Source organism: Cytobacillus sp. Bva_UNVM-123 (assembly GCF_046351715.2).
Taxonomy (GTDB): Bacteria; Bacillota; Bacilli; order Bacillales; family Cytobacillaceae; genus Cytobacillus.
This window is the reverse complement of record NZ_CM177772.1, coordinates 3,033,836-3,058,482: the sequence shown is the minus strand read 5'-3', so window position 1 is coordinate 3,058,482 and position 24,647 is coordinate 3,033,836. Positions and strand designations below refer to the sequence as shown.

The 24,647-nt window shown below is 30.7% G+C and carries 45 protein-coding genes; 42 read left to right on the top strand and 3 right to left on the bottom strand.

The genetic code is table 11. The features are described 5' to 3' along the window. Position 1 precedes the first annotated feature (1 nt). The gene (locus tag KDN24_RS15495; protein WP_409971760.1) at positions 2–1,348 is read left to right on the top strand and encodes a DNA sulfur modification protein DndB; all 1,347 of its coding nucleotides are present in this window, start codon (positions 2–4) and stop codon (positions 1,346–1,348) included. Positions 1,349–1,374: 26 nt separating this feature from the next. Continuing rightward, complete coding sequence (locus tag KDN24_RS15490) at positions 1,375–2,373, top strand: phage lytic cycle repressor MrpR family protein (RefSeq protein WP_409971761.1); 999 nt, start codon at positions 1,375–1,377, stop codon at positions 2,371–2,373. A gap of 307 nt (positions 2,374–2,680) precedes the next feature. Here KDN24_RS15490 and KDN24_RS15485 read toward each other — a convergent pair whose 3' ends face one another. Next, complete coding sequence (locus KDN24_RS15485) at positions 2,681–2,893, bottom strand: helix-turn-helix domain-containing protein (protein ID WP_409971762.1); 213 nt, start codon at positions 2,891–2,893, stop codon at positions 2,681–2,683. A gap of 231 nt (positions 2,894–3,124) precedes the next feature. Between KDN24_RS15485 and KDN24_RS15480 the strand changes: the two genes are divergently transcribed. Beyond that, positions 3,125–3,367, top strand: a complete 243-nt coding sequence (locus tag KDN24_RS15480; protein ID WP_409971763.1) for a hypothetical protein — start codon at positions 3,125–3,127, stop codon at positions 3,365–3,367. 279 nt (positions 3,368–3,646) lie between these two features. Then, a complete protein-coding gene (locus tag KDN24_RS15475) occupies positions 3,647–3,823 on the top strand; it encodes a hypothetical protein (protein ID WP_409971764.1) in 177 nt (58 codons plus the stop codon). A gap of 98 nt (positions 3,824–3,921) precedes the next feature. Here KDN24_RS15475 and KDN24_RS15470 read toward each other — a convergent pair whose 3' ends face one another. Next, positions 3,922–4,596, bottom strand: a complete 675-nt coding sequence (locus KDN24_RS15470; protein ID WP_409971765.1) for an SOS response-associated peptidase — start codon at positions 4,594–4,596, stop codon at positions 3,922–3,924. Positions 4,597–4,715: 119 nt separating this feature from the next. Here KDN24_RS15470 and KDN24_RS15465 point away from each other — a divergent pair, with 119 nt between their 5' ends. The 3 genes from KDN24_RS15465 (at position 4,716) to KDN24_RS15455 (ending at position 5,731) form a co-directional block, all read left to right on the top strand. Continuing rightward, on the top strand, positions 4,716–4,919 hold the full coding sequence (locus KDN24_RS15465) for a hypothetical protein (protein WP_409971766.1): 204 nt from the start codon (positions 4,716–4,718) through the stop codon (positions 4,917–4,919). A gap of 281 nt (positions 4,920–5,200) precedes the next feature. Beyond that, positions 5,201–5,383, top strand: a complete 183-nt coding sequence (locus KDN24_RS15460; protein ID WP_409971767.1) for a hypothetical protein — start codon at positions 5,201–5,203, stop codon at positions 5,381–5,383. 60 nt (positions 5,384–5,443) lie between these two features. After that, positions 5,444–5,731, top strand: coding sequence for a hypothetical protein (locus KDN24_RS15455; RefSeq protein WP_409971768.1), 288 nt, complete (start codon positions 5,444–5,446; stop codon positions 5,729–5,731). A gap of 45 nt (positions 5,732–5,776) precedes the next feature. On the opposite strand, the gene KDN24_RS15450 is transcribed toward KDN24_RS15455, so the two are convergent. Then, entirely contained in the window at positions 5,777–5,965 is a 189-nt protein-coding gene (locus KDN24_RS15450; RefSeq protein WP_491348068.1) for a hypothetical protein, read from the bottom strand. 851 nt (positions 5,966–6,816) lie between these two features. Here KDN24_RS15450 and KDN24_RS15445 point away from each other — a divergent pair. The 35 genes from KDN24_RS15445 to KDN24_RS15275 all read left to right on the top strand — a co-directional run bounded on the left by KDN24_RS15445 (position 6,817) and on the right by KDN24_RS15275 (position 24,644). Beyond that, positions 6,817–7,224, top strand: a complete 408-nt coding sequence (locus KDN24_RS15445) for a hypothetical protein (RefSeq protein WP_409971769.1) — start codon at positions 6,817–6,819, stop codon at positions 7,222–7,224. A gap of 41 nt (positions 7,225–7,265) precedes the next feature. Further along, positions 7,266–7,463 (top strand): hypothetical protein, encoded by a 198-nt coding sequence (locus KDN24_RS15440; protein ID WP_409971770.1) that lies wholly within the window; start codon positions 7,266–7,268, stop codon positions 7,461–7,463. A 52-nt stretch (positions 7,464–7,515) separates the two neighbouring features. Further along, positions 7,516–8,769, top strand: coding sequence for a Gabija anti-defense Gad2 family protein (locus KDN24_RS15435; RefSeq protein ID WP_409971771.1), 1,254 nt, complete (start codon positions 7,516–7,518; stop codon positions 8,767–8,769). Between the two features lie 66 nt (positions 8,770–8,835). Continuing rightward, positions 8,836–9,453, top strand: a complete 618-nt coding sequence (locus KDN24_RS15430; RefSeq protein WP_491348067.1) for a hypothetical protein — start codon at positions 8,836–8,838, stop codon at positions 9,451–9,453. 38 nt (positions 9,454–9,491) lie between these two features. Beyond that, entirely contained in the window at positions 9,492–9,878 is a 387-nt protein-coding gene (locus tag KDN24_RS15425) for a hypothetical protein (RefSeq protein ID WP_409971773.1), read from the top strand. A gap of 53 nt (positions 9,879–9,931) precedes the next feature. Next, positions 9,932–10,231, top strand: a complete 300-nt coding sequence (locus KDN24_RS15420; protein ID WP_409971774.1) for a hypothetical protein — start codon at positions 9,932–9,934, stop codon at positions 10,229–10,231. 65 nt (positions 10,232–10,296) lie between these two features. Further along, the gene (locus tag KDN24_RS15415; protein ID WP_409971775.1) at positions 10,297–10,428 is read left to right on the top strand and encodes a hypothetical protein; all 132 of its coding nucleotides are present in this window, start codon (positions 10,297–10,299) and stop codon (positions 10,426–10,428) included. Positions 10,429–10,462: 34 nt separating this feature from the next. After that, entirely contained in the window at positions 10,463–10,594 is a 132-nt protein-coding gene (locus KDN24_RS15410) for a hypothetical protein (protein WP_409971776.1), read from the top strand. Further along, the gene (locus tag KDN24_RS15405; RefSeq protein WP_409971777.1) at positions 10,582–10,782 is read left to right on the top strand and encodes a hypothetical protein; all 201 of its coding nucleotides are present in this window, start codon (positions 10,582–10,584) and stop codon (positions 10,780–10,782) included. The genes KDN24_RS15410 and KDN24_RS15405 overlap by 13 nt, the downstream gene beginning before the upstream one ends. Before the next feature lie 44 nt (positions 10,783–10,826). Then, positions 10,827–10,970 (top strand): hypothetical protein, encoded by a 144-nt coding sequence (locus KDN24_RS15400; protein ID WP_409971778.1) that lies wholly within the window; start codon positions 10,827–10,829, stop codon positions 10,968–10,970. A gap of 28 nt (positions 10,971–10,998) precedes the next feature. Next, positions 10,999–11,172, top strand: coding sequence for a hypothetical protein (locus tag KDN24_RS15395; protein ID WP_409971779.1), 174 nt, complete (start codon positions 10,999–11,001; stop codon positions 11,170–11,172). A 68-nt stretch (positions 11,173–11,240) separates the two neighbouring features. Then, positions 11,241–11,534, top strand: a complete 294-nt coding sequence (locus KDN24_RS15390) for a hypothetical protein (RefSeq protein ID WP_409971780.1) — start codon at positions 11,241–11,243, stop codon at positions 11,532–11,534. Positions 11,535–11,595: 61 nt separating this feature from the next. Next, positions 11,596–12,303, top strand: coding sequence for a hypothetical protein (locus KDN24_RS15385; protein WP_409971781.1), 708 nt, complete (start codon positions 11,596–11,598; stop codon positions 12,301–12,303). A gap of 11 nt (positions 12,304–12,314) precedes the next feature. After that, positions 12,315–12,575 (top strand): hypothetical protein, encoded by a 261-nt coding sequence (locus tag KDN24_RS15380; protein ID WP_409971782.1) that lies wholly within the window; start codon positions 12,315–12,317, stop codon positions 12,573–12,575. A gap of 46 nt (positions 12,576–12,621) precedes the next feature. Beyond that, complete coding sequence (locus tag KDN24_RS15375; protein WP_409971783.1) at positions 12,622–12,864, top strand: hypothetical protein; 243 nt, start codon at positions 12,622–12,624, stop codon at positions 12,862–12,864. Positions 12,865–12,935: 71 nt separating this feature from the next. Further along, a complete protein-coding gene (locus KDN24_RS15370; protein WP_409971784.1) occupies positions 12,936–13,190 on the top strand; it encodes a hypothetical protein in 255 nt (84 codons plus the stop codon). A 45-nt stretch (positions 13,191–13,235) separates the two neighbouring features. Beyond that, positions 13,236–13,622: a hypothetical protein gene (locus tag KDN24_RS15365; RefSeq protein ID WP_409971785.1), complete on the top strand. Its 387-nt coding sequence runs from the start codon at positions 13,236–13,238 to the stop codon at positions 13,620–13,622. A 67-nt stretch (positions 13,623–13,689) separates the two neighbouring features. Continuing rightward, positions 13,690–13,848, top strand: coding sequence for a hypothetical protein (locus tag KDN24_RS15360; protein ID WP_409971786.1), 159 nt, complete (start codon positions 13,690–13,692; stop codon positions 13,846–13,848). Between the two features lie 68 nt (positions 13,849–13,916). After that, positions 13,917–14,369: a hypothetical protein gene (locus tag KDN24_RS15355; RefSeq protein WP_409971787.1), complete on the top strand. Its 453-nt coding sequence runs from the start codon at positions 13,917–13,919 to the stop codon at positions 14,367–14,369. 36 nt (positions 14,370–14,405) lie between these two features. Beyond that, entirely contained in the window at positions 14,406–14,828 is a 423-nt protein-coding gene (locus KDN24_RS15350; protein WP_409971788.1) for a hypothetical protein, read from the top strand. A 443-nt stretch (positions 14,829–15,271) separates the two neighbouring features. Then, positions 15,272–16,990 (top strand): hydrogenase maturation protein, encoded by a 1,719-nt coding sequence (locus tag KDN24_RS15345; protein WP_409971789.1) that lies wholly within the window; start codon positions 15,272–15,274, stop codon positions 16,988–16,990. A 220-nt stretch (positions 16,991–17,210) separates the two neighbouring features. Further along, positions 17,211–17,504: a YosH family protein gene (locus tag KDN24_RS15340; protein WP_409971790.1), complete on the top strand. Its 294-nt coding sequence runs from the start codon at positions 17,211–17,213 to the stop codon at positions 17,502–17,504. A gap of 67 nt (positions 17,505–17,571) precedes the next feature. Next, positions 17,572–17,862 carry a hypothetical protein gene (locus KDN24_RS15335; protein ID WP_409971791.1) on the top strand — a complete coding sequence of 97 codons (291 nt, stop codon included), beginning with the start codon at positions 17,572–17,574 and terminating at the stop codon, positions 17,860–17,862. After that, complete coding sequence (locus KDN24_RS15330) at positions 17,862–18,068, top strand: hypothetical protein (protein ID WP_409971792.1); 207 nt, start codon at positions 17,862–17,864, stop codon at positions 18,066–18,068. The genes KDN24_RS15335 and KDN24_RS15330 overlap by 1 nt, the downstream gene beginning before the upstream one ends. Before the next feature lie 35 nt (positions 18,069–18,103). After that, complete coding sequence (locus tag KDN24_RS15325) at positions 18,104–18,334, top strand: hypothetical protein (protein WP_409971793.1); 231 nt, start codon at positions 18,104–18,106, stop codon at positions 18,332–18,334. Between the two features lie 37 nt (positions 18,335–18,371). Then, a complete protein-coding gene (locus KDN24_RS15320) occupies positions 18,372–18,734 on the top strand; it encodes a hypothetical protein (RefSeq protein WP_409971794.1) in 363 nt (120 codons plus the stop codon). Between the two features lie 42 nt (positions 18,735–18,776). Then, entirely contained in the window at positions 18,777–19,013 is a 237-nt protein-coding gene (locus KDN24_RS15315; RefSeq protein WP_409971795.1) for a hypothetical protein, read from the top strand. Continuing rightward, entirely contained in the window at positions 19,013–19,201 is a 189-nt protein-coding gene (locus KDN24_RS15310) for a hypothetical protein (protein WP_409971796.1), read from the top strand. Before KDN24_RS15315 ends, KDN24_RS15310 begins: the two co-directional genes overlap by 1 nt. A 345-nt stretch (positions 19,202–19,546) precedes the next feature. After that, entirely contained in the window at positions 19,547–19,726 is a 180-nt protein-coding gene (locus KDN24_RS15305; RefSeq protein WP_409971797.1) for a hypothetical protein, read from the top strand. Further along, on the top strand, positions 19,726–20,019 hold the full coding sequence (locus KDN24_RS15300; RefSeq protein ID WP_409971798.1) for a DNA ligase LigA-related protein: 294 nt from the start codon (positions 19,726–19,728) through the stop codon (positions 20,017–20,019). Before KDN24_RS15305 ends, KDN24_RS15300 begins: the two co-directional genes overlap by 1 nt. 70 nt (positions 20,020–20,089) lie before the next feature. Next, complete coding sequence (locus KDN24_RS15295; protein WP_409971799.1) at positions 20,090–20,425, top strand: YorE family phage-derived protein; 336 nt, start codon at positions 20,090–20,092, stop codon at positions 20,423–20,425. A gap of 105 nt (positions 20,426–20,530) precedes the next feature. Beyond that, on the top strand, positions 20,531–21,457 hold the full coding sequence (locus KDN24_RS15290) for a YorF family protein (RefSeq protein ID WP_409971800.1): 927 nt from the start codon (positions 20,531–20,533) through the stop codon (positions 21,455–21,457). A 97-nt stretch (positions 21,458–21,554) separates the two neighbouring features. Beyond that, positions 21,555–22,535: an ATP-binding protein gene (locus KDN24_RS15285; protein ID WP_409971801.1), complete on the top strand. Its 981-nt coding sequence runs from the start codon at positions 21,555–21,557 to the stop codon at positions 22,533–22,535. Between the two features lie 60 nt (positions 22,536–22,595). Continuing rightward, complete coding sequence (locus tag KDN24_RS15280) at positions 22,596–23,066, top strand: YorH family phage-derived protein (RefSeq protein ID WP_409971802.1); 471 nt, start codon at positions 22,596–22,598, stop codon at positions 23,064–23,066. A 21-nt stretch (positions 23,067–23,087) separates the two neighbouring features. Then, positions 23,088–24,644, top strand: a complete 1,557-nt coding sequence (locus tag KDN24_RS15275; protein WP_409971803.1) for a DnaB-like helicase C-terminal domain-containing protein — start codon at positions 23,088–23,090, stop codon at positions 24,642–24,644. Positions 24,645–24,647 lie beyond the last annotated feature (3 nt).

The window sequence follows — 24,647 nt, the reverse complement described above, 5'->3', positions numbered from 1 at the left end:
TTTGATTGGAGAACGGAAAGAATTAGAAGAAAATCTAATAAATGCTATGCAATCCTCCCAGTTAAAAACAAAGAAGAAAACAGTAAATGACATAAAGAATGAATTTAGGAAATATAAAATAATCAACACTCAAGAGTGGATAAATGATCCTGAAACACATGTTCCAAAATTAGATACACGAGGATTATTCTTATTAACTGAACAAGTATTCTTAAAGACAGGAATAATGAATATTAATCCCGAAAATTACTTTACAGATCAAGAGATGAAAAAGTCTAGGCAATATATTGGAACTTATGATTTAGACGATCAAATTGACTTTCCATTAACATTAGAGAATTTCACAAGGCTTACTCATAATAGGTATGCTGGAACTATTTCTGCAAACTTATTAGCTAAACTTTCTGCTTCAATGAAACTTCATTATAATTTCAATATTCAAAGGGAATCAGTTAAGAGAAAAGTTAGAGGAGAGGTGATCACTGAAGCAAAGTTAGTTATGCAAAACGTTATTGAAATAAAAGATCACTTAAAAAATGGAACTCTTGAGCCTACTCAAATAGTGCTAAATGCTGCAATTGGTACTGCTGATTATGGTGAAAACGAAATTATTTATGATTCTGAGACAAGAAGACTTACAATAACAAGAGGTACAATATTAGACATTGTTGACGGTTATCATAGAGCTAAGGGTACTGAAATGGCTTATCATGAGCAAGGTGAACTAGATTTTACTTTCACTTTGCTAATTCTTAATGATACTGACGAAGGAGCTAGGAGATATCAGGGACAACTTGCACAGGCTACTCCAATTGCTAAAGAAAGAGCTGAAGAATTACTTGGGTCAAGACAAGCCGATGCAGTAATGCAAGAATTTCTTCCAAAATCAGACTTAAGAGACAGAGTTTCAGATAGTAGACATGTTCGTAAAATAGATAATGAACTTGTTGCATATAAATTGTTGGCAGAAACAATTGAAAGTCAGTTTAAGCATTTTCAGTTAGATAAGATGATTAATGTGTATAAAGTTGCAAAATTTTTAACGAAAACTTTTAATTATTTATTAGGTGCATTTGAAGATGAGTTTACTAATAAATATCATGAATTTAGAGAGAAAAGCTTAATAAATAATCAGAATATGTTCATTGGATATATTGTATTAGCCAGAAGATTGATGGAGAAGAACGCTGATCCCTCCGAAATACTTGAAATAGTGGAAAATATTGATTTTAGTAAACAGAATAAACTTTGGCAAGAAATTGGAGTTATTGAGGTTGATGGTAAGTTCTCGAAAACTGATAAAGTTAGAGAGGCTATTACTAACTACTTTGAAAGCATTGAGATTTAAAGAAGAATACCGAAGGGTGAATTGTTATGTCTACCAAGCTTTATAATAATGAAATTAAGGAAAGATATCTAAATGAAAGATTTGAGAATGAGGACAGTAGAACTACTATTAAATATGTATTCAAAAGTGCAGAACTGATTGAGGATGTCTTAAATAAAGATTTATACAATTTTAGTCTACCTGAAATCGGAAAAGTAATTAAAAATGCCAACCCTCATTCAATTGGTGTTGCAAGATCACACGGTAGAATTATTTCAAAATATATTTCATGGGCAATCGAACCAATGGGATTAAGGGAAAATAACATACACCCCATGAAGGGAATAAACGATTCTTGGTATGACACTTTAGTTGACAAAACAAAGAAAATTCATTACTCGAAAGATGAGCTTATTGAGTTAATTGAGCGACTTCCTAATGCTCAAGACCAAGCTTTTTTGGCACTAATGTTTGAAGGTGTAGTTGGTGATAAGTTTGAAGAATTGAGAAACATTAGCTATTATGATGTTGATTGGAATAATAATGAATTGACAATCAGGAATAGAGATAATTTTAAAATCAAGCTAGATAATACTTTTATGAGATATATTAAAAATGCTTATGAAGCGCAAACTTATCGTAATTATGACAAAGAAACTGGAGATTATAAAGAAAGAGATTTATTGGATTCAAATTATATCTTCAGAAATATTAAAAGTAGAGCAAAAGAAGGTGAACCAGTTTCACTTCAGGTGTTTTATAATAGACTAAATAACATTAAAGGTGAATTTGATTTAGAATATTTAACACCTAATGCTCTTAAACAATCTGGTATGATTCATATGGCTGCTGAGATAATTAAAGAGAAGAAAAAAAATAATAAAGAAATTGATATGAGTTATGCAGATTTTGAAAAAATAGGTATAAAATATGATTACAGTAAAATACACACTGTTTCCCATGTGTATTATAATACTAACTTAATGAAAACATTTCTAACCGAAGAAAAGTTATTTGAGCTTTATGGGATAAAGATAAAATTCTAATAAAGTTAACATATTCACCCTCAAATCGGGGGTGTTGACTTACATAAAAAAAACAATTAAATTGATACTATTACATATTATTCGATTCCGATTTTTACAAAAGTAAATTTTGGATTTTTTCATATAATGAATTCCTATATTTTTCGAATTTTCGACAAACAATAATTAGATTCGACAAAAGTCAGCAAAGACAAAACCTGTTAAGTATTGTAATATTAGGTTATTACGTTAGAATACTGATAAAAAGTTAACTTATTCGTGAACAAAAGGCTAGGACTAATCATAAAAATTAGCCCTAGCCCACTCCTTATAGCTTCCATTCATATAAATCGTCAATTTTACATGCTAAAGCTTTGGCAATAAGTTTTGCGTTATAAATCGACATTAAACGTGTTCCACCTATGTATTCATTTATCTGTTGTTTTGATATGCCAGTTTTTATAGATAAATCTGTTTGAGTCATATACGATTTATTTAACAATTCAAGGAGCAGGCATTTTCCGACTATTTCTCTAGTCACGGAAAATCCTCCTAAACCAAAAGTCTCTGTATATCATAGCAATGATTTCCATGCTAGACAAGAAAAATTTACCTAGTTTTACATTGTATTCGAACAATGTTCGCATTATAATGAGATTAACACAAAAATACGAACGTTAGTTCCTGTTTTTTGAAGGGAGTGATGTTATGAATAATAGTTTAGCTTATTTAAACTAAAGTAAATAAAAAATCACGTTTAAGGGGGAGTCAATTGAAGATGAAAAATTCGGCACATTTTGAAGCAGGATTATACTTACTCTTTGAAACAAATTTAAACGAAGATGAGATTAAAAATGTAATAACAACTGAAACTATAATCAATTCAAAGGTTGAAATTACGTTACCTGATGGAAGCGTACATAAAGCCAGCTTTGTCAATTTAAACAGTCTGACATTAGTAGACTTTGAGGATCAAAATATAGATAAAGAAAAAGCTACTAAGCATATTGCATAGTAGCGAAGTAACAGTTATAACTGGGTGCTTTTAACTGTCAAGACAATAATACCATAAAATGAGAAACGATTAAAAGTAGAACTCCTAATCAAATTACAACAAATGTAAATAAGTTCATCATTGAGTCATAAAATGGGAGAGGATTCGATGGTGAGCTTTACAACATCTATTTAAATCAATTAAATTATTATTTTAGTTTTTTATCTTGACATTATAAAACAATTAAACTAATATAAGGTTATAATATAAAATAATTTAAAAAGGAGGGAATACTGTTAAGTGTCTGCTGAAGAAAAAATTAAAAAAGCCATCAAGAGTTGTAATAAAGCATTGGAGGCACTTAAGGAATGTGAAAAGCGTAAAACAATAGGATTGATTGATGAGGTTGAATATGACATTGAGGCTGCCAAATGGATACTAATAAATGAAGTAATTGAACAGGAGGGGAAGCTTTGACGAGGAAGATTAGAAAATTAATTAGAGAACTATTACATAAGGATATGGTTGTCATTGGGTGTTAAACATAAATAAAAAGAAGTTTGCCAACATGATAATTAGCAAACTCGCTGAGTTAAATGAATGGAATTGTTTTTTACAGAATTTACATCATTTGATACTTCAAAAGCTTCCATCATTTTATAATCAAAAGGCTTTAATAATTTACTTAGTTCAGTAGTATTTTCATTTGTAGGATCTAACCAATATTTTTCATCGTCTGGATTTAGGATAACTGGCATTCTGTCGTGGATTGGTTCCATCAGTTCATTCGGTTTTGTCGTAATTACTGAGCAAGAATAGATCGTATCACCTGAAGGAGATTTCCAAGATTCCCATAAACCAGCCATTCCAAATGGTTCATCATTTTTTAGTTTAATACGCATAGGAATCTTTCTGTCAGGAGACTTTTGCCATTCGTAAAATGAATCAGCCAGAATTAAGCAGCGTCTTTTCTTAAATGCATTACGATAGCTAGGTTTATCAGTGAGAGTTTCAGCACGAGCGTTTATCATTTTATATCCAATTTTCATATCTTTAGCCCATGAAGGAATTAAACCCCATCTAAGATAACCTAGACGATTTACATTGCCATCACTGATAACTGATAGAACAGAGTGTGAAGGTGCTACATTATAATTAAATGAATATTGTTCTCCATCTATAGAAGCTTGAATATCAAATCGATTAATTATTTTTTCAAATTCTGTGAAAAGAGTAAATCTACCACACATACAATCACATCCAAGAGTTATTTAATGTGATTGTAGCAAAATGAAGTAATGTGTACAAATTTAAAATTGAAATATACTATTTATTGAAATAGTGAATGATGAGAAAGGAGGTTAGATAAATGGTAAAAGTTGAATTAGGTAATAAATATACTGTCATCGAGGATTTACCAAATGGGGTATTTAAAGCATTGCGACATGGAGAAGAATGGAGAAACCTTGTTGGAGATAATCTTATACTTTCAATGTTATATAAAATTGAAGAGCTTCAAGAAGAAGTTGACGCTTGGAGAGAAGGAAGAATAGTTGTAGAGGGATTGGAGTAAAAATAAAGTTTTGGAAAGGATGAATATAGTTGTTTAGAAAATTATTTTGTCATCACGACGATATGATACTAATTAAGAAATACGAGTGGATTCCAACATTTCGAACAACAAATGGATTAGATGATGAAGATGAAAGAATACTAGTTTTCAAATGTAATGAGTGTGGTAGAAGACTGAAGAAAAAACAGATTAGATCGTATGGATCAATAATTAACCATAAGGAAATTATTTAAGCAGCGAGTTTCGCAATTGAAAAAATGCTAAACAAAGGAGGAAAGAAAGTGTCAATATGTAATGTTTGTCAGATGAACAGTATTCCGAGTGGATGTGGGGTTGCAATAAGGCATTTGGAGGTCAAAAAAGGTGTTGGCGTCGTATCTTGCATTTATTTTTTAGGACTTAATGAAGATCCTAAAAAGGCGCAACGAATTAAGAATGAACTGATTTCTAAAAGGTTCAGATAATAAAAATAAGCAGTATATTCACTTAAATAAAATGTGAAGCAAGAAAGAGAGGGAATGATAATGAAGATTAGTGAAATTTATGAAGGTGTGATTACTAAGAAGGTAACTGAAAAAGCTAAGGAGTTAGGCATCGAATTCAAAGTTAAGCATTCTGTTAAAGATGGCTTAGATGATGTATTGCTTCGCATAAAACGTGATGTTCCAATGCCAGAAGAAACAAGTGAAGAAGAATTTGAGGCTTATGCAGAAGTGGTCAAAAAGCAAAATTTATTTGCTGATTTTGTTGCCGATATAGTTGTCGGAAATTATGCAAATCAAATTAGATTTAGCTATCCATCAAAACTATAATACACGTTACAAAATTTTAGCGAAACATACTGATAGCTCAGTTGGTTATTTATTTTTCGATTTAAGTTTTTTACCAAGCTTACCATTGGCTAATATCATAACTATAAGATTAATTCCAACAAGGAATCCAACAAACACCCAATCAATACTACTTTCGCCAAATAAAAAATAAACGATAATGTAACCTATTGTTAAACCAAGAAGAGTAGAGGCTAGACGTTTAATTAACTGCATATATCACACCACCATGAAAATATTTACAATATTAATCTAACATTAATAAAAAAGGCATTTTTTGTAAACAAAAGGTGAGCTTAGTTTAGCCTCACGCCTCACTCTAATAAAATATATACTGACCATAAAGGAGTGAGGTTATGAAATTATTGGCAGTAGCAGTTGTTGTCACAATATTTTTTCTAATAAATCATAAAGAAAGGGAGAAAGTTCTTGAAACTTTTACCTTGCCTGATTTTATTTGAAAATCAAATGGCAAAGAAGATTTTCAATTTACAGTATGAATGAAAGTAAATACGAAATTAACAAAGTTCTAGATTGTGATGATGGAGGAGAGTAGGAAACAAAAGAGTAAATTAGTTAATTAAATAAGACCAGTTTATGTACTGGTCTGAATGTTACTGTTGTTTCTCTAGTTCTGAAATTCTTTTTTCTAGCTTTTTAATTTTAGATTCTGCATTACTGACTAAAAATAGGGCACAGGCTGCAGCAGCTAATGAAATTACCCACATAAGTTTAGTACCTCCAATTGATATTAATAAGTAATGTGATTACTTCAAAAGAAAAATAATCAAAAGAATGTTTATAGGGGGAGTTAAAGTATAAATGAAAAAAGCTCGTTTAATTGGTCATGTAAGAATGGAATCTGCTGCTGGATGATATCTCGGAAGTATTGAAGTCGAAAATGGAGAAGCACAGCCTTATGACAGAAGCAGTATGTACTATCCTTCTGAAGAATGGTTAATACATGAATATCCACATTCGATTAGTCTTGAAGAAGCATTTTTTAAAGGAAGAGTAAGATAAAAAGATTGTTTTAAAAGGAAATAAATTAAAGGAGTTAGATATCAATGAATAAAGTGATTTTACCATACAAGATTGTTAGACCTCTTGAGTTTATTAGAAAGACACTAGGTGAAGATATACTGTATAAAATCGAGAACCTTTTAAGTCATTATAAGAGTAGCACGAAATATAATGATGATGTGCAATTACAAAATAGTATTAATGCAGTTGTCAATTATGTGAGGGAATCTAATCAGAATCGACTTAATTATTATAATGCATTAGTTGATGGGTATCTGTTTGAATTTAATACGCCTGAAGATAAGTTACATGCTTACTATCATGATTTGATTCAATGTGAAAACTGTTTAGAAAATAACGGTCAAAGTGGCAGTCAATTTAGACAAGGCTGGCAATCAGTTAAGAGGACACTTGAAATTCTTGGAGTTGAAATTGAAGGTATTAATTGTTAATCACCATAAAAGATACGTTTGATCGAGAAAGGATGTTGAAAATGAATAAATACTTTTGTTATTTTGAAGAACCTCACAAGAACATTTACTTTAAAGTAAGACCATATGAGCCTAATGGTGAAGTGAAATTAAGTGTCACAGCTTATCAAGGCAGGGATAATGTTATAGAAGTGTGCTTAACTAAAGAACAAGTCGATGAATTAATTATGGAATTAAATGAGTACAGAAATCAATTCTAATGAAACATACATTTTTTAAAAAAATAAATTGATATAAAAGGAGAGTAAAAGAATGTTAAATGCAAAATTAAATGAACTAATTAATGAAGAGGTAAATCAAGGTATCGAAAAATTTAAAAAGGATTACATAAATACTCAATTTGAAAAGAATAAATTATATTCATATCTTGGGAAACACTTAGTAGAAATGCTCAAAGATCATAAAGCATATGTAGCAGGTGGAGCAATTACAAGCTTATTTAGTAATAGAGATATTAATGATATTGATATTTATTTTAGAAATGAAGAGTCTGCAATTAGTTTTTTAGCTGATATATGGGAAGAGCGTAGACATATTGTTTCACATACTAAGAAAGCAACTTTAACTGTGTATGATGATGTAGAGATTCAGTTGATTCATTTTAAATATTTTGAAACACCTGAAGATATTTTTAAAACTTTTGATTTCACTGCTTGCATGGGCTGCTTTGATTTTTCTAATGAAGAATTTACTTTGCATTCTGACTTTCTTAAACATAATTCACAACGTATATTGAAATTTAATAAGGATACAGACTTTCCAATTGTATCAATGTTGAGGGTTCAAAAGTACGAAGAAAAAGGATATAAGATTTCCAAGCCTGAATTTATTAGAATTATACTGACTTGCAAATTATTAGAAATAAATACATATGAAGAATTAAAAGAGCAACTTGGAGGTATGTATGGTATAAATTATGACAAGTTATTTGAGGATGTAGAAGATCAGGAATTTGACTTAGAAGCTGCGATTGACAAGATAGCAGATATTGCATTAAGTGAAGATTACTTCAAAGAACCGATTCCTATTGAGTTTAAAAATATTGAAGATTTAATTTCAAATATCTCAACATTACCGACTAAGTGCTTATACATAAATGAAGAATTGCACAGAATCTCTTGGTTCGGATTATTGGAAAGTATAGATGAACTACCAGAAAATCATATTATACTAGATACAGAGAAATTCTTTAATGAAAACAAGTTTTATAAATTTGTAAATAAGAAAGATGACAAATATTTTAGCTTTTATGATAAGAACTTTGAATATGTAATTGGACAAGAAGCAGTAGCAAAAGGGGCATCCGACCCTTGGGGTGATCATGGTGGAAAACTTCACATGAATGAAAAGAAAGCAATAAATGACTCAACTTATCGCCATTCAGATGGAGCAGTCCTAATTGAGTTATCTGTTAAAGTTGAAGACTTTGTAGATGCCAATGAAGGACATATCAGAGTTAAGAAGGCAACTGTGATTCGAGAAGTTCCAGTAAGTGAGTATAAATAGGATGGCAATGAAGATGAGAAGTTACCATTTTTAATATAAATAAATTAATATATTGGAGTGTTATCGATGAATATAAATGATGTAATTTTAAATAATGAACTTACAGTCGGAGAAGATTGTTATTATGATCAAGGAAAGTATACATATGGGGGAATCAATGAAGAAGGAAAGCATATCCTTCTTCAGAAAAATAAAGATGGTGAAGTAACTAAATCTGTAACAAATACACCACATGTCCCTAAATTGCCACTAGGTTTATATTTCAAAAATAAAAGAACTGGAAAGTATGCTGAATTAACCAAGTATACTCAGATGTTAGGTGATATGTATTATGAATTGAAAATATATGATGATGTTTTTAAAGGATATGATTTAGAGAAACTTATTAAACTTGAAAAAGATTGGGTGCTGTTAGAAAAAAGTCCATTTCTAGAAGAAAATGATTTGATTGAAAAAGTTAATCAGTTGAATAATGAAATTGGAAAATATAAAAAACAGATAGAAGAAATTAAAAATACTTATATTAAACCTTTAGCTGAGAAAAGGAAAGAGTTATTTAAACAGTGTAAACATGATTGGTATAAGTATGATGAGGTTGAAACGAGTAAAGGTAGATTTGAGCAAGAATGCGTGTGCAATATTTGCGGAGAAGAGAAAATGAATTATTATAGTAGATTGTTTTAAAATACGAAATTTATTGAGAGATGAAGGTGAGTATTAAGATGAAAGACTGGTATATTTTGAGCATTGAAGGCAAGAAAAGAGGCAATATGGAGATCTATAAGAAAACACTAATGGATCTTTTCGCAAAAGAACTATCTTGGAGTGAAGTAAAAAAACTAAATAATGACCAACAAATTAAATTAATGGTTACTCTTGAGAGAAATATAAAAATAGCGAAATCTCCTTTTGACATTAAAAAGTTAGCAACTGCTATTCAACACTCACGAAGTGGAGCTGGAGGTTGCGCTATGACTAAATACAAATGTGCATTTTGTGGAATTGAAGAGACTTGGGGAAACACTGCTGTTCCGAAAATTTGTAGAAACTGTGCTACAAAAATGGCAGAAGGTATTGTGCTGAGAGGCATTGATATTATGAAATCGTAATCAAATTCCGAATTTAAAAGGAAGTATATTACACATTAAGAGGTGATAAGGTTGTGAAATTGTTTGGGTATGAGCTTATCATTAAGAAATTACCGAAAGTAACAGCAGAAACAGTATTTAGGGATATTGAATACTCATTCAGAGACAATTACGAAGATGAATATTGGGAATATTATTCAGTTAGCAAGTCCATGTATAAGAAGATAAAGCAACTTGCAAAAGCGAATTATGATTATCATACAAGAGATAGTAGACATTGTTTTCCGAGTGGAGATGAAATTTCATATTATCGTTTTGGAATAGTAAAAAATAAGTTTTTTCAACGTGTTTTGTTCAGAGTTATAAATGCATAATACGAAAAATTATATTATAAAAGTCAGATTTTATTAAGAAATTAAATTGTAAAGGAGTTAAATAAATGGAAGACAAAGTGTTTCAATTAGAATGTCAAGTGTCCATGTTGACTGATTATGTAATACAGATTGTAGAGGAGTTAAATGAGCAAGGTATCAATGTTTCAAAAAAATTAAACGACGCATTAGAAGATTAAATAAAAATCCAATTTCATTTGGGGTGATAGTATTATGGAGCAAATCTTAAAAAGGCTAAAAGAAGAAGGAATACAGGATTATTCAATAAGTGAAAAGCAATTAGAAAGGTTAATAGAAATATTGAAAGAAGAAGGTGAAAGGAGAGATTGGAAATGGGACAGTTAGTTTTGTGGACTTCTATTGTAGGTCTTAGAAATGCAAAAAGTAACAAGAGTTTTTATGCATATAGTGAGAAAACTGAAATGAATAACTTGCAGATTACTATTCCATTTTCAGCAGTATGTACATATGAGGAAAGTCCAAATCGTAAAGAAGGTATTCAATTTTATTGTTATCAAAAAGAAATATGGTAATTAAATAAATGTGCAATTTTAAAAAAATATAAGGAGTTATGAATATGAACATTAGGGTTAAATTAGAGAATCAATTAGGGGAAGTCGAAAAGAGAATGAATAATGCTGATGATTTTAAGGAATGGGCAATCTTACAGAATACAAAAGCTATTATTCTTAATTCATTACAAAAATATGAGACTTATTAAAAGCGTGATTTTAAAAGGAGAAACAATGATGCTAAAAGAAGGCGATAAAATAGAAATAAACGACCCATCCAAAGGTACATATGAAGCTTTATATCTATCATCAACTCATGAAGGAAGACTCATTCAATTTACTATACCTAATAGTGGTATGGGTGGTTTAGTGGGTAAATGTTGGGTGACAAAGAAAGATAATGACGTATAATGCAAAACATTATTTATAAAATCGCTATTATATTGAGAAATAAATTAAAGAAAGTGAGGAGAGAAGAAATGTCTAAGTCTCATTTAAGAGGTCACCAAATAGAGTATTTGAACGAGGAATGGGTTTATAGCGATACTAAAGAACCCACAATGAAAACTCACCAAGAAAGAACCTGTGGACACTGCAATGAAGCCAATACAAGAGAAGGTCATGACGCTTGTTTAGGTACGTTAAAAGGAGTAATGAATGCATGTTGTGGACACGGAGATATAAACCTAGCGTACATACAATTATTAGATGGATATTGTGTAAGAGGAAGTAACGCAATAACAATTATGGAAATTTTAAAGAAAACCAGTTAACACCATCTAACAATTTTAACATAAAAGGTTTAAATTATCGAGAAAAGGAGAGTGAAGAAGAGTGACTAAATGGGAAAATAGAGTGAAGCAAATGCTTAAGAATGAAAGAGAAAAGCACAAAGCTGTCTATGAGTTGAACAAGCAATTGTACGAACTTATTCATGGTTTTACTCCAGTTAATAAGGACTTACTATTACAGGAAATTAAGAAAGTCTGTGATAGTACTGCATTGATTGATTCAAAAATTAATAGCATTTCCATTGAACCAAGATTCGAAAGCAACAGCAAAGAATGCGATCAAATTATCACTTTAACCATCAAAGGTGATTTTAACGGCTACATAAAAATTAAAACTGGAGGAGGTTATCGAAATTCAAAGGAAGGTAGAATTGACATATTTTATGTATATTTTTCAGACTTAGAAGTTGTCACTTTAAAAGAGCAACAGCTTTTAAATGCATATAAACAATATAAGCATTTCTCTGTTGAGAGAATTATAGATTTAGCTTTCGACAATAAGCTTTACTTAGAATACGATGATCGTTATAAAAATTATGAAATTTGGCACAAAAAGCCTTCAATCTATGGAAACAGCATTAAAGGGGAGTTAAGCGTTTACGATGAGAAAGAAAATGGTCAATATTTTAAAAAGAAATATGATAACTTAAATAAATTAATGAAATGTGGAAACCTTAATGAGTTTGCTGAAAAACAATTGTATGCAAAGCATGAATCAACTACATACGAATGGATTGAATATAAAATATAGGAGGGGAATCTTTGAATAAGTGCAGAGATGTATTGACCGATTTAGTTAAAAGTATTTATTATGAATTTCCAAATAAGATAAAAATTAGCTCAGATATGGAAAAGGTAAAATTTGACTTAGATTACTATACCTCAGAAAAGGTCGCCAATAAAATCGGACGAACTTATTATTTTGGAACAGAAATTAAATACAATACACCAGAGGAATATTTCCGCACTTTTAAGGAGTTGCTCAAGGTAAAAAGAGCATTGAAAAAGATATATTCTTCATAAAACTGTTCTTTTAATAAGAAATAAAATTAATATGGAGGTGAAGTTGATGAGTGGATTATTGATTTATTGCATTTCACTATATATTGTTTCATTAATTCTAACTTATGTATTCATTAGAAGAATAACCATTGAAGGTAATAATGATCCAAATATTAAGGATATATTGATTACTATCACTCCCTTAGTAAACACTTTTATCGCTGTCGTTTCAATAGTGTACTTCGTATCAGATATTTTTGAAGGACGAAGAGGTGAAAGGTTGGTTAAAAAGTTTTTTATGTTGAAATAAAAACGATATTTCATTACATTCATAGACGTTAACGATAATTAAATTAATGTAATCAATTCAAGGAGGGAACGATGGACTATAAATGGCATAAAGCAGATGAATTAAAGGAATTAATAGGTAAAGAAGTTTGGATATTAGCTAGTCACAGAATCAACAGTAGAGTTAGATTAATGGTAAATGGAATGGCTTTTAAAGTATTAGGAGTTTCGGTTGATAAGAATTCATTATTATTAGAGCCTTTGCCAGATGAGTTTAAAAATAAATTGATTGAATTGCCAATAAGTATGAGTGGCATTGAGTGGGGAATTGAAGAGGTTATTAACTAGAAACTAGATGAATTCGAGAATTTATTGAGAAATTGAGGTGTTAGATTGAGAGAATCTAAGTTTCAGAGTAAGTGCCCTGAATGTGGAAATATTGATATTTTATCCGAATGGGAAACAAAAAAGAAAATCCATTGTCAACGATGTTATCGCCATTATGACTATAAAGAAATGCTAAACTTTGATTTCTCTAGTATAACGGAAGTTGAATATAGTGGACTTAACTATTCGCCAGAAAAGAAATTTATTTTTAGTCCATTTAATCTAACAGAAATTCAATATATTAGAAGTCTAATTATGGCTGATAAAATTGTAAATGAATATGAGCTACTAGGAATGAAAGTAAAGATAGATCAACAAACATCAATGCACAATTTTACAGATAAGATACTGACTGTCTTGGATGAATTAGAAGAAGGTAAAGTGCAAAAATAATGAAATAAAATTATCTATTTATCTTGAACATAAGTCACAAAATGTGAAGTGGGAAAGAGGTGCAGACATGACTGAAGAAAGACATGTAAGAGTTGAACAAATTGATGAATTAGTTGAGTTAGTTAAGAAAAGGGCAGAGTATTGGTTATGGTCTGATGAATACCGTGAATATGACGAGCAAATAAAAGAATGGTACGAACGCAACAGAGTGTGGGTTAAACAGTAACGTAGTGACTCAGTTTGAAGAAAATGTACATTAAAAGAATGTTTTTATCACGAAAAGGAGGATGAAAAATGAAAGGTGCAAGTGAATATTACAACATTATTCATAAAGCTTATCAATATAAATTAGACGGTTTGCGAAAATCGAATCTAAGATACGGTTGGAATGGTGGAGACAGTAAGGCTTTTCTCTATAAGAATGTAGTATTTGTAACCAATAGTCATGCAAGAGGAAAGTGTTTTCAAATTTATTTAATCAATGAGAAATATGATAATGATGAATATTTCAAAAATAATGCATTTGAAGTGTATGGAGTAGTTGACGGACAGTTGGGATGGACAGAAGAATATGGATGGATACATGAAGGTAATTGGATAACTCATATTACTAGATACATAGGAAATCTTCAGTCACAAGCTGACTCACTAGACCATGAAAAAATGAAATTATTAGGCGGACAAAAGAAACAGGAAAGAAAAGCTTTAAAAGATAAATTAAATAAATATAATAAAATGTTTGTGTAAAAGTTGCATTTTACTAAGAACGGAGTGAATTAAGTAATGTATAGATTTAGAATGCCAATTGGCGACTGGTCAGATGACGGTCATGGGAAATGTAATTACTATTACATAAAATCAAATAAACCTGTAGAAGAGATTAGAGAAATACACTTTAAAATTAAAGAGAATACAGACGTAGACATTGAAAAAATCTGTAGAAAATTTGAAGAGTCATCTATTGATGTCGAATTATTCGATGCTCTAGTCGGAATGGGATTAGATAAGGAAAATTTCGATTTACCTTACAAAAATAAAGTTACATTTAGTCCTAAAGATATGTGCAACTTATGGGTATTTCTTTTAAAGAAGACCGATGAAACTTTGGAATTAGAAATTGAAGAAGAGCCAAAAATGTTACCCTTCTATGGTTTCGATGAAAAAAGAAGACATATTGGTTTTGTGGGCTATGGCTGCTTCCATTAATAAAACGAATGTTTTACATAAAAGATTTGTAAAAATACCACTGAATTACACGTACATTAACACTTATAATACTTTGATTTTTGCTCTTGTTAATAAAAAATTCAATAAGAGATATAAGAGTAAATCGATGTTCGAAATTTTTTTAGATAATTTTGTCTATTTGATGTCACTATTGCATTCACGGAGTAATATTATTGTGTCTATTTTGTGTACTTCATTGACTGATGTCACTCAAAAATATAAAATGAGTCCGTTGGTAAAATTTTGTAATTAAGGAGGTATTTGTATGTTTTATACAATGCAGGCTGATTCAAGCTGAAGATCTTAAAGAAGGGGTGAAATGTGCAATCTAATTAGTTTTCCTATTGTCATGGTGATTTGTTATATTTTGTTAGAAACTTCCAACAATAAGCTTTATAAAAATAAGATATTGGAGGGTTAAAATGAAGATATTACTTATAACAACAGCACATAATAGCATGAGCCAACGCTTTTACGTTGAATTAATAGATAGGAAATATGAAGTGGATATTCATATCACCTCAACAAAAGAAACAATGATTCAAGCTGTGGAAGTTTCAAAACCAGATTTGATTATCTGTCCATTTCTCAAGACTGCTATTCCAGAAGAAATTTGGAAGAAGCATGTATGTATTATTGTACACCCCGGTATTAAAGGAGATAGAGGAGCTTCTTCTATTGATTGGGCGATAATGAATCAGGAGAAAGAATGGGGAGTTACACTTCTTCAAGCAGAGGCAGAAATGGATGCAGGAGATATTTGGTCTTCAAATAATTACCCTATGCGTGAAGTTAGTAAAAGTGCGCTATACAGACGTGAAGCAACATATGTAGCTGTAAAAGGATTACTTGATCTATTGGTGAAGTTTGAGAAATACCAAAAAGGAGAGTTTTTGCCTGAGCCATTGGATTATAGTAATTCGGACGTGAAAGGAACACTTTTACCTACGATGAAACAAATAGACCGTAAAATTAATTGGTTTAGTGATAATTCTGAAACTATAGTAAGGAAAATTCGTTCTGCTGATAGTAACCTTGGTGTTCTTGATATCATATTCGGTGAAGAATACTATTTATTCGGTAGTCATGTAGATGATATGATTCTTGGAAATACAGGAGAAATTCTTGGTTATCGTGATGATGCAGTGTGTGTAGGAACGATTGATGGAAGTGTTTGGATCAGTCATGTAAAGAAAAAAGGTGGGATAAAGTTACCAGCAACCCTTGCCCTTTCACATTTATTAAAGAATGTTCCCGAATTACTTATTAACCCTTTTGACGAAATCAAAGGTAGAACGTATAGAGAAATCTACTATAAAGAAAAAAATCAAGTAGGGTACATGCATTTCGATTTTTACAATGGAGCTATGCACACTTTACACTGTAAGAAACTTCAACAAGCCATTGCAGAAGCTAAGACAAAAGATATAAAAGTATTAGTGTTAATGGGCGGACATGATTTTTGGTCTAATGGGATTAACTTAAATACAATTGAATATGCTGAAAATCAAGGGGATGAATCATGGGAAAATATTAACGCAATAGATGACCTGATTCTTGAAATTTTAAATACAACAGACAAAATTGTTGTGACTGCTATGCAAGGAAATGCTGGTGCAGGAGGTGTCATTTTAGGTCTTTCAGGTGATTTTATTTTTGCAAGAGAAGGTATTGTTTTAAATCCTCATTATAAAAAAATGGGAAACCTATATGGTTCAGAATATTGGACTTATTTATTGCCAAAACGTATAGGTAAAGAATTAGCTTTTGAAATTACTGAAAAATGTCCTGCTTTGAGTACATTACAATCAAAAGAAATCGGATTAATTGATGATTATTTTAAGGGTAATGTTCAAGAATTTTATGAGGAAATTCAAAAAGTTGCTGAATATTGGGCATCTTCGACTATTTATGATGAAATAATTGCAAAAAAACAAGTAGTTAGAGAAAGAGATGAAAAAGAAAAACCATTAGCAGAATATCGTCATGAAGAATTAGAACAAATGAAGATCAATTTTTATGGAGAAGATAAAAGCTATCATCTAGCACGAAAAAACTTTGTCTATAAAATAGCTTGTGAGAATTCAGGAATTCTTTTAAATGATAATAGAGCTTTAGTTAGCAATACCATATCTACATGAACTATTAAAAAGCACAGATTCTATTACAATAAACGGAATCAATTGAATGCTTGATAGAATAGAACTATAGAGTTAACGTTTCCCGTTAACTCTTTCTATCAGTGTTTTAAACATATCTTAAATTCAGATGTAATTGGTGAAGAAATACATAAGGAAGTAAAGATTAAACGGAGAGAAGTTTGGATTGAAAAATAAATAAATAAATATAGGAGGAAAAAAGATGAAAATGTATTTTGAGTTTGAACAACATGAATATTATGGATTAATTACTGTAGAGTCAGATCCAAAAGGTTTTTATATTGATGATGCTGCAAGTGTTTATGTGGAAACAGTAGGTGGAGAAAACGTAGATGAGGTGTTGGAAGAAGGTCATCCTAGACAGGTAACAAAGGAGTATGCCTTCTGGAAACTTGCCAATTGCAATGACTCTAAAGAGTATTCCGTTGAAGAGCTACTAAGAGAATTTGAAAAAATGGAAAATACTTGTGTCGTTATTGATGGAACATTAGTTTGATTTTAATTCAAAACGAAATATAAATACACAATAAATTGTAAATTTTACTTAGAAATGAGGTGTAAGATTGATATCTGAAAAAGTTAATAAATATGGAGTTACTGTTAAATCAGGTGATTACTGGACAATGCATAGCCCTGCAAATAAATACTTCCCAGATAACACTTGGATTATGCGAATCGATTACATACAAGAAAATGGATTAGTTCCAGTAGATTATGTTAATTGGAAAAAGAAAGGCAAGGGTAGAAGCTATTCAAGAATGATTAGTGATTTTGGATGGTTAGAATCACTAAAGCCCTCAACTGAAGAAGAAATAAAATACTTTAATAAAAGAATGAAACAGGAGGTGAGTTAATGTTATTTGAGATTAATAAGTTGATTGGGAGCGAGTTTGATATGTTAAAGAGAGTTGGATGGTTACTTTATAACCGATTTGATCAACATGGAGGACTTGAAATAGAAGAATTAAATGAATTATTACATATTGTAAGTATTGAGGAAATGGAGAAAGAGTATCGACTGGCTTATGATGAAGGATTTAATGACGGAGTTTGCGAATAATTTTTAAAAAAATAACTTATTTGGAGGAAATTAAAGTGAGTATTAATATTGAGCAAATTACATTTGGAGATTTAAGTGAAGTTGCATATGGAACGGGGAGAATGCTTCTTTGCAGTAATCCTGAAAAGAAAGTAACTGTAAAATTTTCAGTCGAGGAATCTGATGTTAAACTTAACGGATTCATAGAGTTAGATGAAGATGCTTTTTATAAAAATGCATCAAGATTAAGAGAGATAGTGAAAGAAAAATTTTCCACAAGTCTTTAAAATGATGAATTTAATAGGAAAATAAGGAGGAAACATATTGGCTGCTGAAAATATAATTGAATTCAAAAATATTAAAGGATTCATGATGTATACAATTGTGTTTGACAATGACATGACTGAAGAAGTTTCATTGGAAGTTGGTTGTGCAGAAGATATTGAAATGCAAATGGAAATGTTCTTTAATCGAAAATGGAATGATTTGTTTGAGGGATGGTACGATCCTTATAATTTTATGTATGCAACATTCAATGGTATTAGATTAGTCAATGAAGATAGTAATCAAGTGGGAATTCAGATATATGGTAATTACAAAATTGGAAGTGCTAAGTTAGATTTAAACAAGTTGTTAGATAGTAATGCTGATAAGTTAAAGCGAATTAGGGAAATTATTAACGAATAAATTAAATAAATATATACTTTTAAAAAGAAAAGGGGACGAAAAATGGATTTAGAAAAAATCAAAAAGCAATGGGCAGAATATAATGAAGAATTTGATAACAGTGACTATATGGATATTGAAACACACACTTCGATGGCTTTACAAGTAGGTGAATTAATTGAGGAAATTGAGCGATTACAAGACAAAGAGGAATTTTTAAATTGCTTGGAGGCTTGCGGTGTTGATAATTGGGGCGGATATAGTGATGCAGTTGAAATGTATCAAGAGGAAGAAGAGTAATGATTGAATATGATGTGTATGTAAATAATGTATTAAATGGCTCTATAAAAACATTAGATATTGAACAGTTTATTAAAGAAAACTATAAACATTTTAAAAGCCTAAAATATCGAATAGATTACGACGAAAAAGAAGTATATTTGTTTATTGATATTATGAATATTATGAAACAAGCATTAAATAAGTAATGAAATTTTGCATTTAATGAGTAATAAAAAAACTAAGGAGATTAAACATGAGTGATTTTATAGTTAGAATTTTTCACTTTGGTACATACGCTTCTTCTATCTTGATATTGAGTATAGGAGTTCTGATGACTATATCGCTTTTTATGTACCCATTGTGGTTTTTGCTAAACAACATACTTTATAAAAGGACGAAAGGAGCTATTTACTTCGTATCTTATGTGAGGAATAGAAAATCATTTATAAAATGGCATAAGGAAAAGAATCCAGATGTAAATAGTGGAGAAATAATAAATAAAGATTTCTAATCAAATAAGAGTTTTAATAAGAAAGTGAGAGTGATAAATTATGAATCAATGTGAGGCATGTAAACATTGGAAATATACCTGCTATTCGATGGGAGAATGTGCAAAAATCAAAGAAAAGCTTACCATTGATCTTGTGACAGGTTGGGATGGCGGATACGTAAATGTAATTGAAACAGACGCTGATTTTTGCTGCAATCAGTTTGAAAAGAGAGATAAATAATGAATGAAATTGAAGAACTAATTCATAGACGTAGAAGACAGATCCTTATCCACTCATATTTATATTATCAGATGAACACAAGTCTTATTTCTGATATTACTTACGACACTTGGTGCAATCAACTTACTCACTTACAGAAAAAACATCCGAATGAATCCTCCAGTGTAGAATTCTATCGTAATGAGTTTGCTGATTTTGACGGAGCAACTGGATATCACCTTCCTAAAGAAGCATGGATGCATGATATTTGTGCAAGGTTAATTACTGAACATAAAAGATTTAAAAATAATTAAACTAAACTATTGATTTAATTTTGTTTGTGAGTTAATATAGAAATATCCCATATGAAAGAAGGTGAGAACAATGAAAATACTAAAGCTTTCAAATGCAGCATACCATTATTATCGTGATAAGGTGAAAGGAAATATCACTATCACAAAAGAACAAGCTGCACGAAAACTAAGTCGAAATATATTATTGGCAAAGGAGGTAAAATTAAAAAGTAAGCTTGATAGATTGCTAGGGAAAAAGCTATTTCATTATGGTAACTTACATATTACGACTCAATGGAATAAAGTAATTTCTATTAAGAATCACAGAACTGGAAAGCACTATGGAAATTGGAAGTTAGACAAAGAAAAATACATAAAATTGAGTAAAGAACTTGGTATAACGGATATTAAATTCAAAAAGAAATGAGACAATTTTCGTTTATCAAACAATTACTCTAAAAAAAGAATTTTATTGTTATTACATAATTAAATAAATTAAACTAATATAATACAAATAGGAGGAATTTAATATATGTCAGAACAAAACACTTTACGTCAAGCAGATAACGAAGTATTTGTAGAAGGTCTATTACAAGAGGTTCGAATTGAGGTTAATAAAACTGCCGACAAGCGTGAGTTCATTGGTGGTGAAATTGATATTGAAGTAAAAGAAGGCGAGATTCATACATTTAGAGTTTTCAGTATGAAGCATAAAAAAGATGGTACAGAAAACGGTATTTATAAAGGGCTACTAACAGTTAAAGATGAGTATGTATCTACTGCTAAAGCAGGTAAAGAGAATGCTGATAAAGTTCGTGTTGCTGCTGGTCAATTAGGAATTAATGACTATGTTGGTGGAGATGGAATGATTAAGTCATATCCACAACTGTCTACAAACTTCATTAATCGTGTACAAGCGAATGATGTATTTGAACCTAAAGCAGAGTTTGAAGTTGAGGTATTTGTTCAATCCATTATCGAAGAAACTGACCGAGATGGTGAGGAAACTGGTCGAGTAAAACTACGAGGTTTTGTTCCACAGTATAGTGGTCAGATAGCTCCATTAGAGTTCGTAGCAGAAGGAATTGGAGCTGAATATATTCGAGATACATATGAAACAGGTAACACTGCTAAAATTTATGGGGAGATTATCAATAAAGTAGAAATAACCAAGATAGTTGAGGAAGTTGGATTTGGAAAACCAAAAGAAAAAATTAAGCGTAATTTTACACGAGAGTATTTAATCACTGGTGGAACTGAGCCATATGATGAAGAAAACGTTAAGACATATAATATGGAAGCAATTAAGAAAGCTCTCACTGAACGAGAAGTTTATCTTGAGGAATTGAAAAATAAGAAGAATAATCAGCAACCGCAAAAGACTGAGAAAAAAGGATTTGGGGCGAAACCTTCTGAAAAGAAAAAGATTGATATTAGTTCTGATGACTTACCGTTTTAATAGCTTTTTTTAAACAATTAAATTAATATTTAAAATAAAAGTATAGAGGAGCTTGCCTCCTCTGATAAATTTAATATAAAATGGAGGAATTTCATATATGAGTAGTTTTGATATTTTTAATCCACAAATTTCAACTGTTGCTAGAGGACTTGAAGGGAAGGTAATTACGCTAGTTGGGAGTAATTCACTTGGTAAGACAAAGCAAGCAACAAGAATGGATAAACCCTTTTATCTTGGGTTCGAAAAAGGAATCCGTGCCATTGCAGGAGTACCATTCCTACCAATTAATAACTGGAGAGACTTCAAAAAAATTAATAAACAATTAACAGACCCTAAAACACTTGAAAAAGCAAAAGAGTTGTATCAAACGATTATTTTTGATGAGGTTTATACAAGTGCTCTATATTGCCAAGACTTCCTTTGTAAAAAACATGGAGTTGAAACAATCGGGGATGGCAATGATGGATTTGGACTTTGGAAAGAATATGAGACAGAATACTGGGCAGAAATTGATAAATTACTAGGCTCTGGATATACATTAATTTTTATTTCTCATGAAGAAACAACTAAAGAAGGAAAGCACATTCCAAAAGGAGATAAACGCTCGATTAAACCAATTGTTGATAACTCTGATGTAGTTGCCTATTTAACTAGTAATGGAATTGATGAGGATGGAAAAGTAATTAAATCATCAGCGTGGTTTGCAGAAACCGATGAATTCTTTGCTAGATCACGTTTTGACTATATGGATACATACTTAGAAGAGTTTACTGCTGAAAATCTTGAGAAAGTTATCGCAGAAGGAATTAAAAAACAGGAAGAAGCTGAAGGTATTACTGCCGTTACATATCAAGAGCAAAAGGAATCATATCAGTCAGAGGAGCTTGATTACGATCAGCTCATGGAAGAGATAAAAGAAATTGGTGTTAGGATGGTTGAAGGCGATAAAGCTGACAAACTCCAAGATGTAGTTGAACATCATTTAGGTATTGGGAAGAAGGTAACCGAGTGTAAAAAAGGACAAGTGCAAGTAATGAGTTTAATTTTAGATGATCTTAAAGAATTGCTAAATGAATAGCATTAATTGAATAGGAGGTTTCTGATTAAGCCTCCTATTTTTATAAGGTGGTGATTTAATTTGGGGAGATTAGTGAAGTGTCCATATTGTGAGAAGAAGCTTAATAAGAGCGAGTCGCACGAACATAAGAAGAGGTATTACCATATTTATTGTTTTGAGACATGGCAACGTGAGGGACAAGACTATAAAGAATTGATGGAGTACATAAGCGAATTATTTAAAGTCGAATATCCTTCTTTAGTTATTAAAAAGCAGATAAAGGATATGAAATCAGAAGGATATAAATATAAGGGGATGGAATTAGCATTAAGATATTTTTTTGAAACTTTAGATAATAGAGTTCAAGAAAATACAGGTGTGGGCATCATTCCGTATATATATGAAGAAGCAAAGAGGCACTATATTAAACAGAAAAAAATTGCGGAATCTATTCAAAACTTAGATAGTAAGGAATCGCAAGAAATGATCGTCTATATAAGCATGGATAAAAATAGAAGAAAATCAAAGAAAATAGACATATCTGCTATTTAAAGGAAGGAGACTTATGCATACATGTATCAAGATAAAATGGCAATTATGCAGGTGCTAGGAAGTATACTAAAAAATCCACTATTGTTAGCAGATTCAAATAAATACAAATTAACTAATGATGACTTCCCTGAAAAATTCCATAAGATTATATTTGCTGCAATCTATAACTTATATAATGATGGGACAGAAGTTATCTCTGAGATAAATATTGATGGATTCCTAAAAGAATATGATATACAATATGCGATTTTCAATGATAATGATGGGATTGAGTATTTATATAGAATCCAAGAACTAGCTGAAGAGAGCAACTTTGAATATTACTATAAGCGATTAAAAAAGTTCAGTCTCATTCGTGAAATGGATGGATTAGGATTTAATATTAAAGAGCTATATGATGATGATATTATTGACCCTAAAGAAAAAGAAGAGATGCAAGAAAACTTTGATAAGTTGAGTATAGAGGATATCTTAAGTTTTTATGAAATTAAGATGATAGAAGTAAAAGATAAATTCAAAACAAACAATGATAGTCAAGGGATACAAGCTGGAGAAGGTGCTGGTGCATTACTAAAAAGATTAAGAGAATCACCAGATATTGGTGTTCCATTAAATAGTGAAATGTTAACTTCAATCTTTCGTGGTTCTCGTAAAAAGAAATATTATATTCGCAGTAGTATTACAGGCGGTGGTAAGACAAGACATATGGTTGCAGATGCTTGTAGATTAAGCGCTAAGTTTATATACGATTTAACAAAGAAAGATTGGATTGAAAACGATTTCCAAGAGAAGACAGCAGTGATTTCAACAGAGATGCTATTTGAAGAATTACAAACAATAGCTATTGCTTACATAAGTGGCGTTGACGAAGAGAAAATATTGTACAACGATCTAACAGATGAAGAGCGAATAATTGTAGAAAAGGCTGCCGGGATACTAGAAAACTCACCTATATGGTTTGAACAATTGCCGAATTTCAACGTTAAAGATATTGAGCAAACAATAGAGAAAAATGTAGTATTAAATGGAGTAGAGTATATTTATTTCGACTATATTCACAGCTCTGTAAAAGTCTTTTCTGAGATGTCAAAAGCTAGTGGGATAGGGCTACGAGAAGATCAAATTCTATTGCTAATGTCAATCAAGTTGAAAGATATTTGTAATAAGTATTCTGTTTATCTAATGAGCGCAACACAACTAAATGGTGAATGGAAGGAAGCTTGGAACAAAGGGGCAATTATTGATTCGTCCTATATTCGTGGAGGGAAAAGTATTATTGATAAAGCAGATGGAGGTATGATTATTCTCCCAATCAGTAAAATGGAAAAAAAGGATGTAGAGGAAATTTTAGCAAAAGGGTTTTTTAAACAACCAAACTATGTCACTCATGTATTTAAAAATCGTGGGAACAGAGTAGATAAAGCAAAAGTTTTTTCGCATATTGATATGGGAAATATGAGAGTAACAGATCTATTCGTAACAAATATTGAAAATGAAATAATAAACATTAAAAAACTTTTAATTAAACCCAAACCTAAACTAAAAGATGAGATCACTGAAGAGCAGCTTTCTTTTTAAATG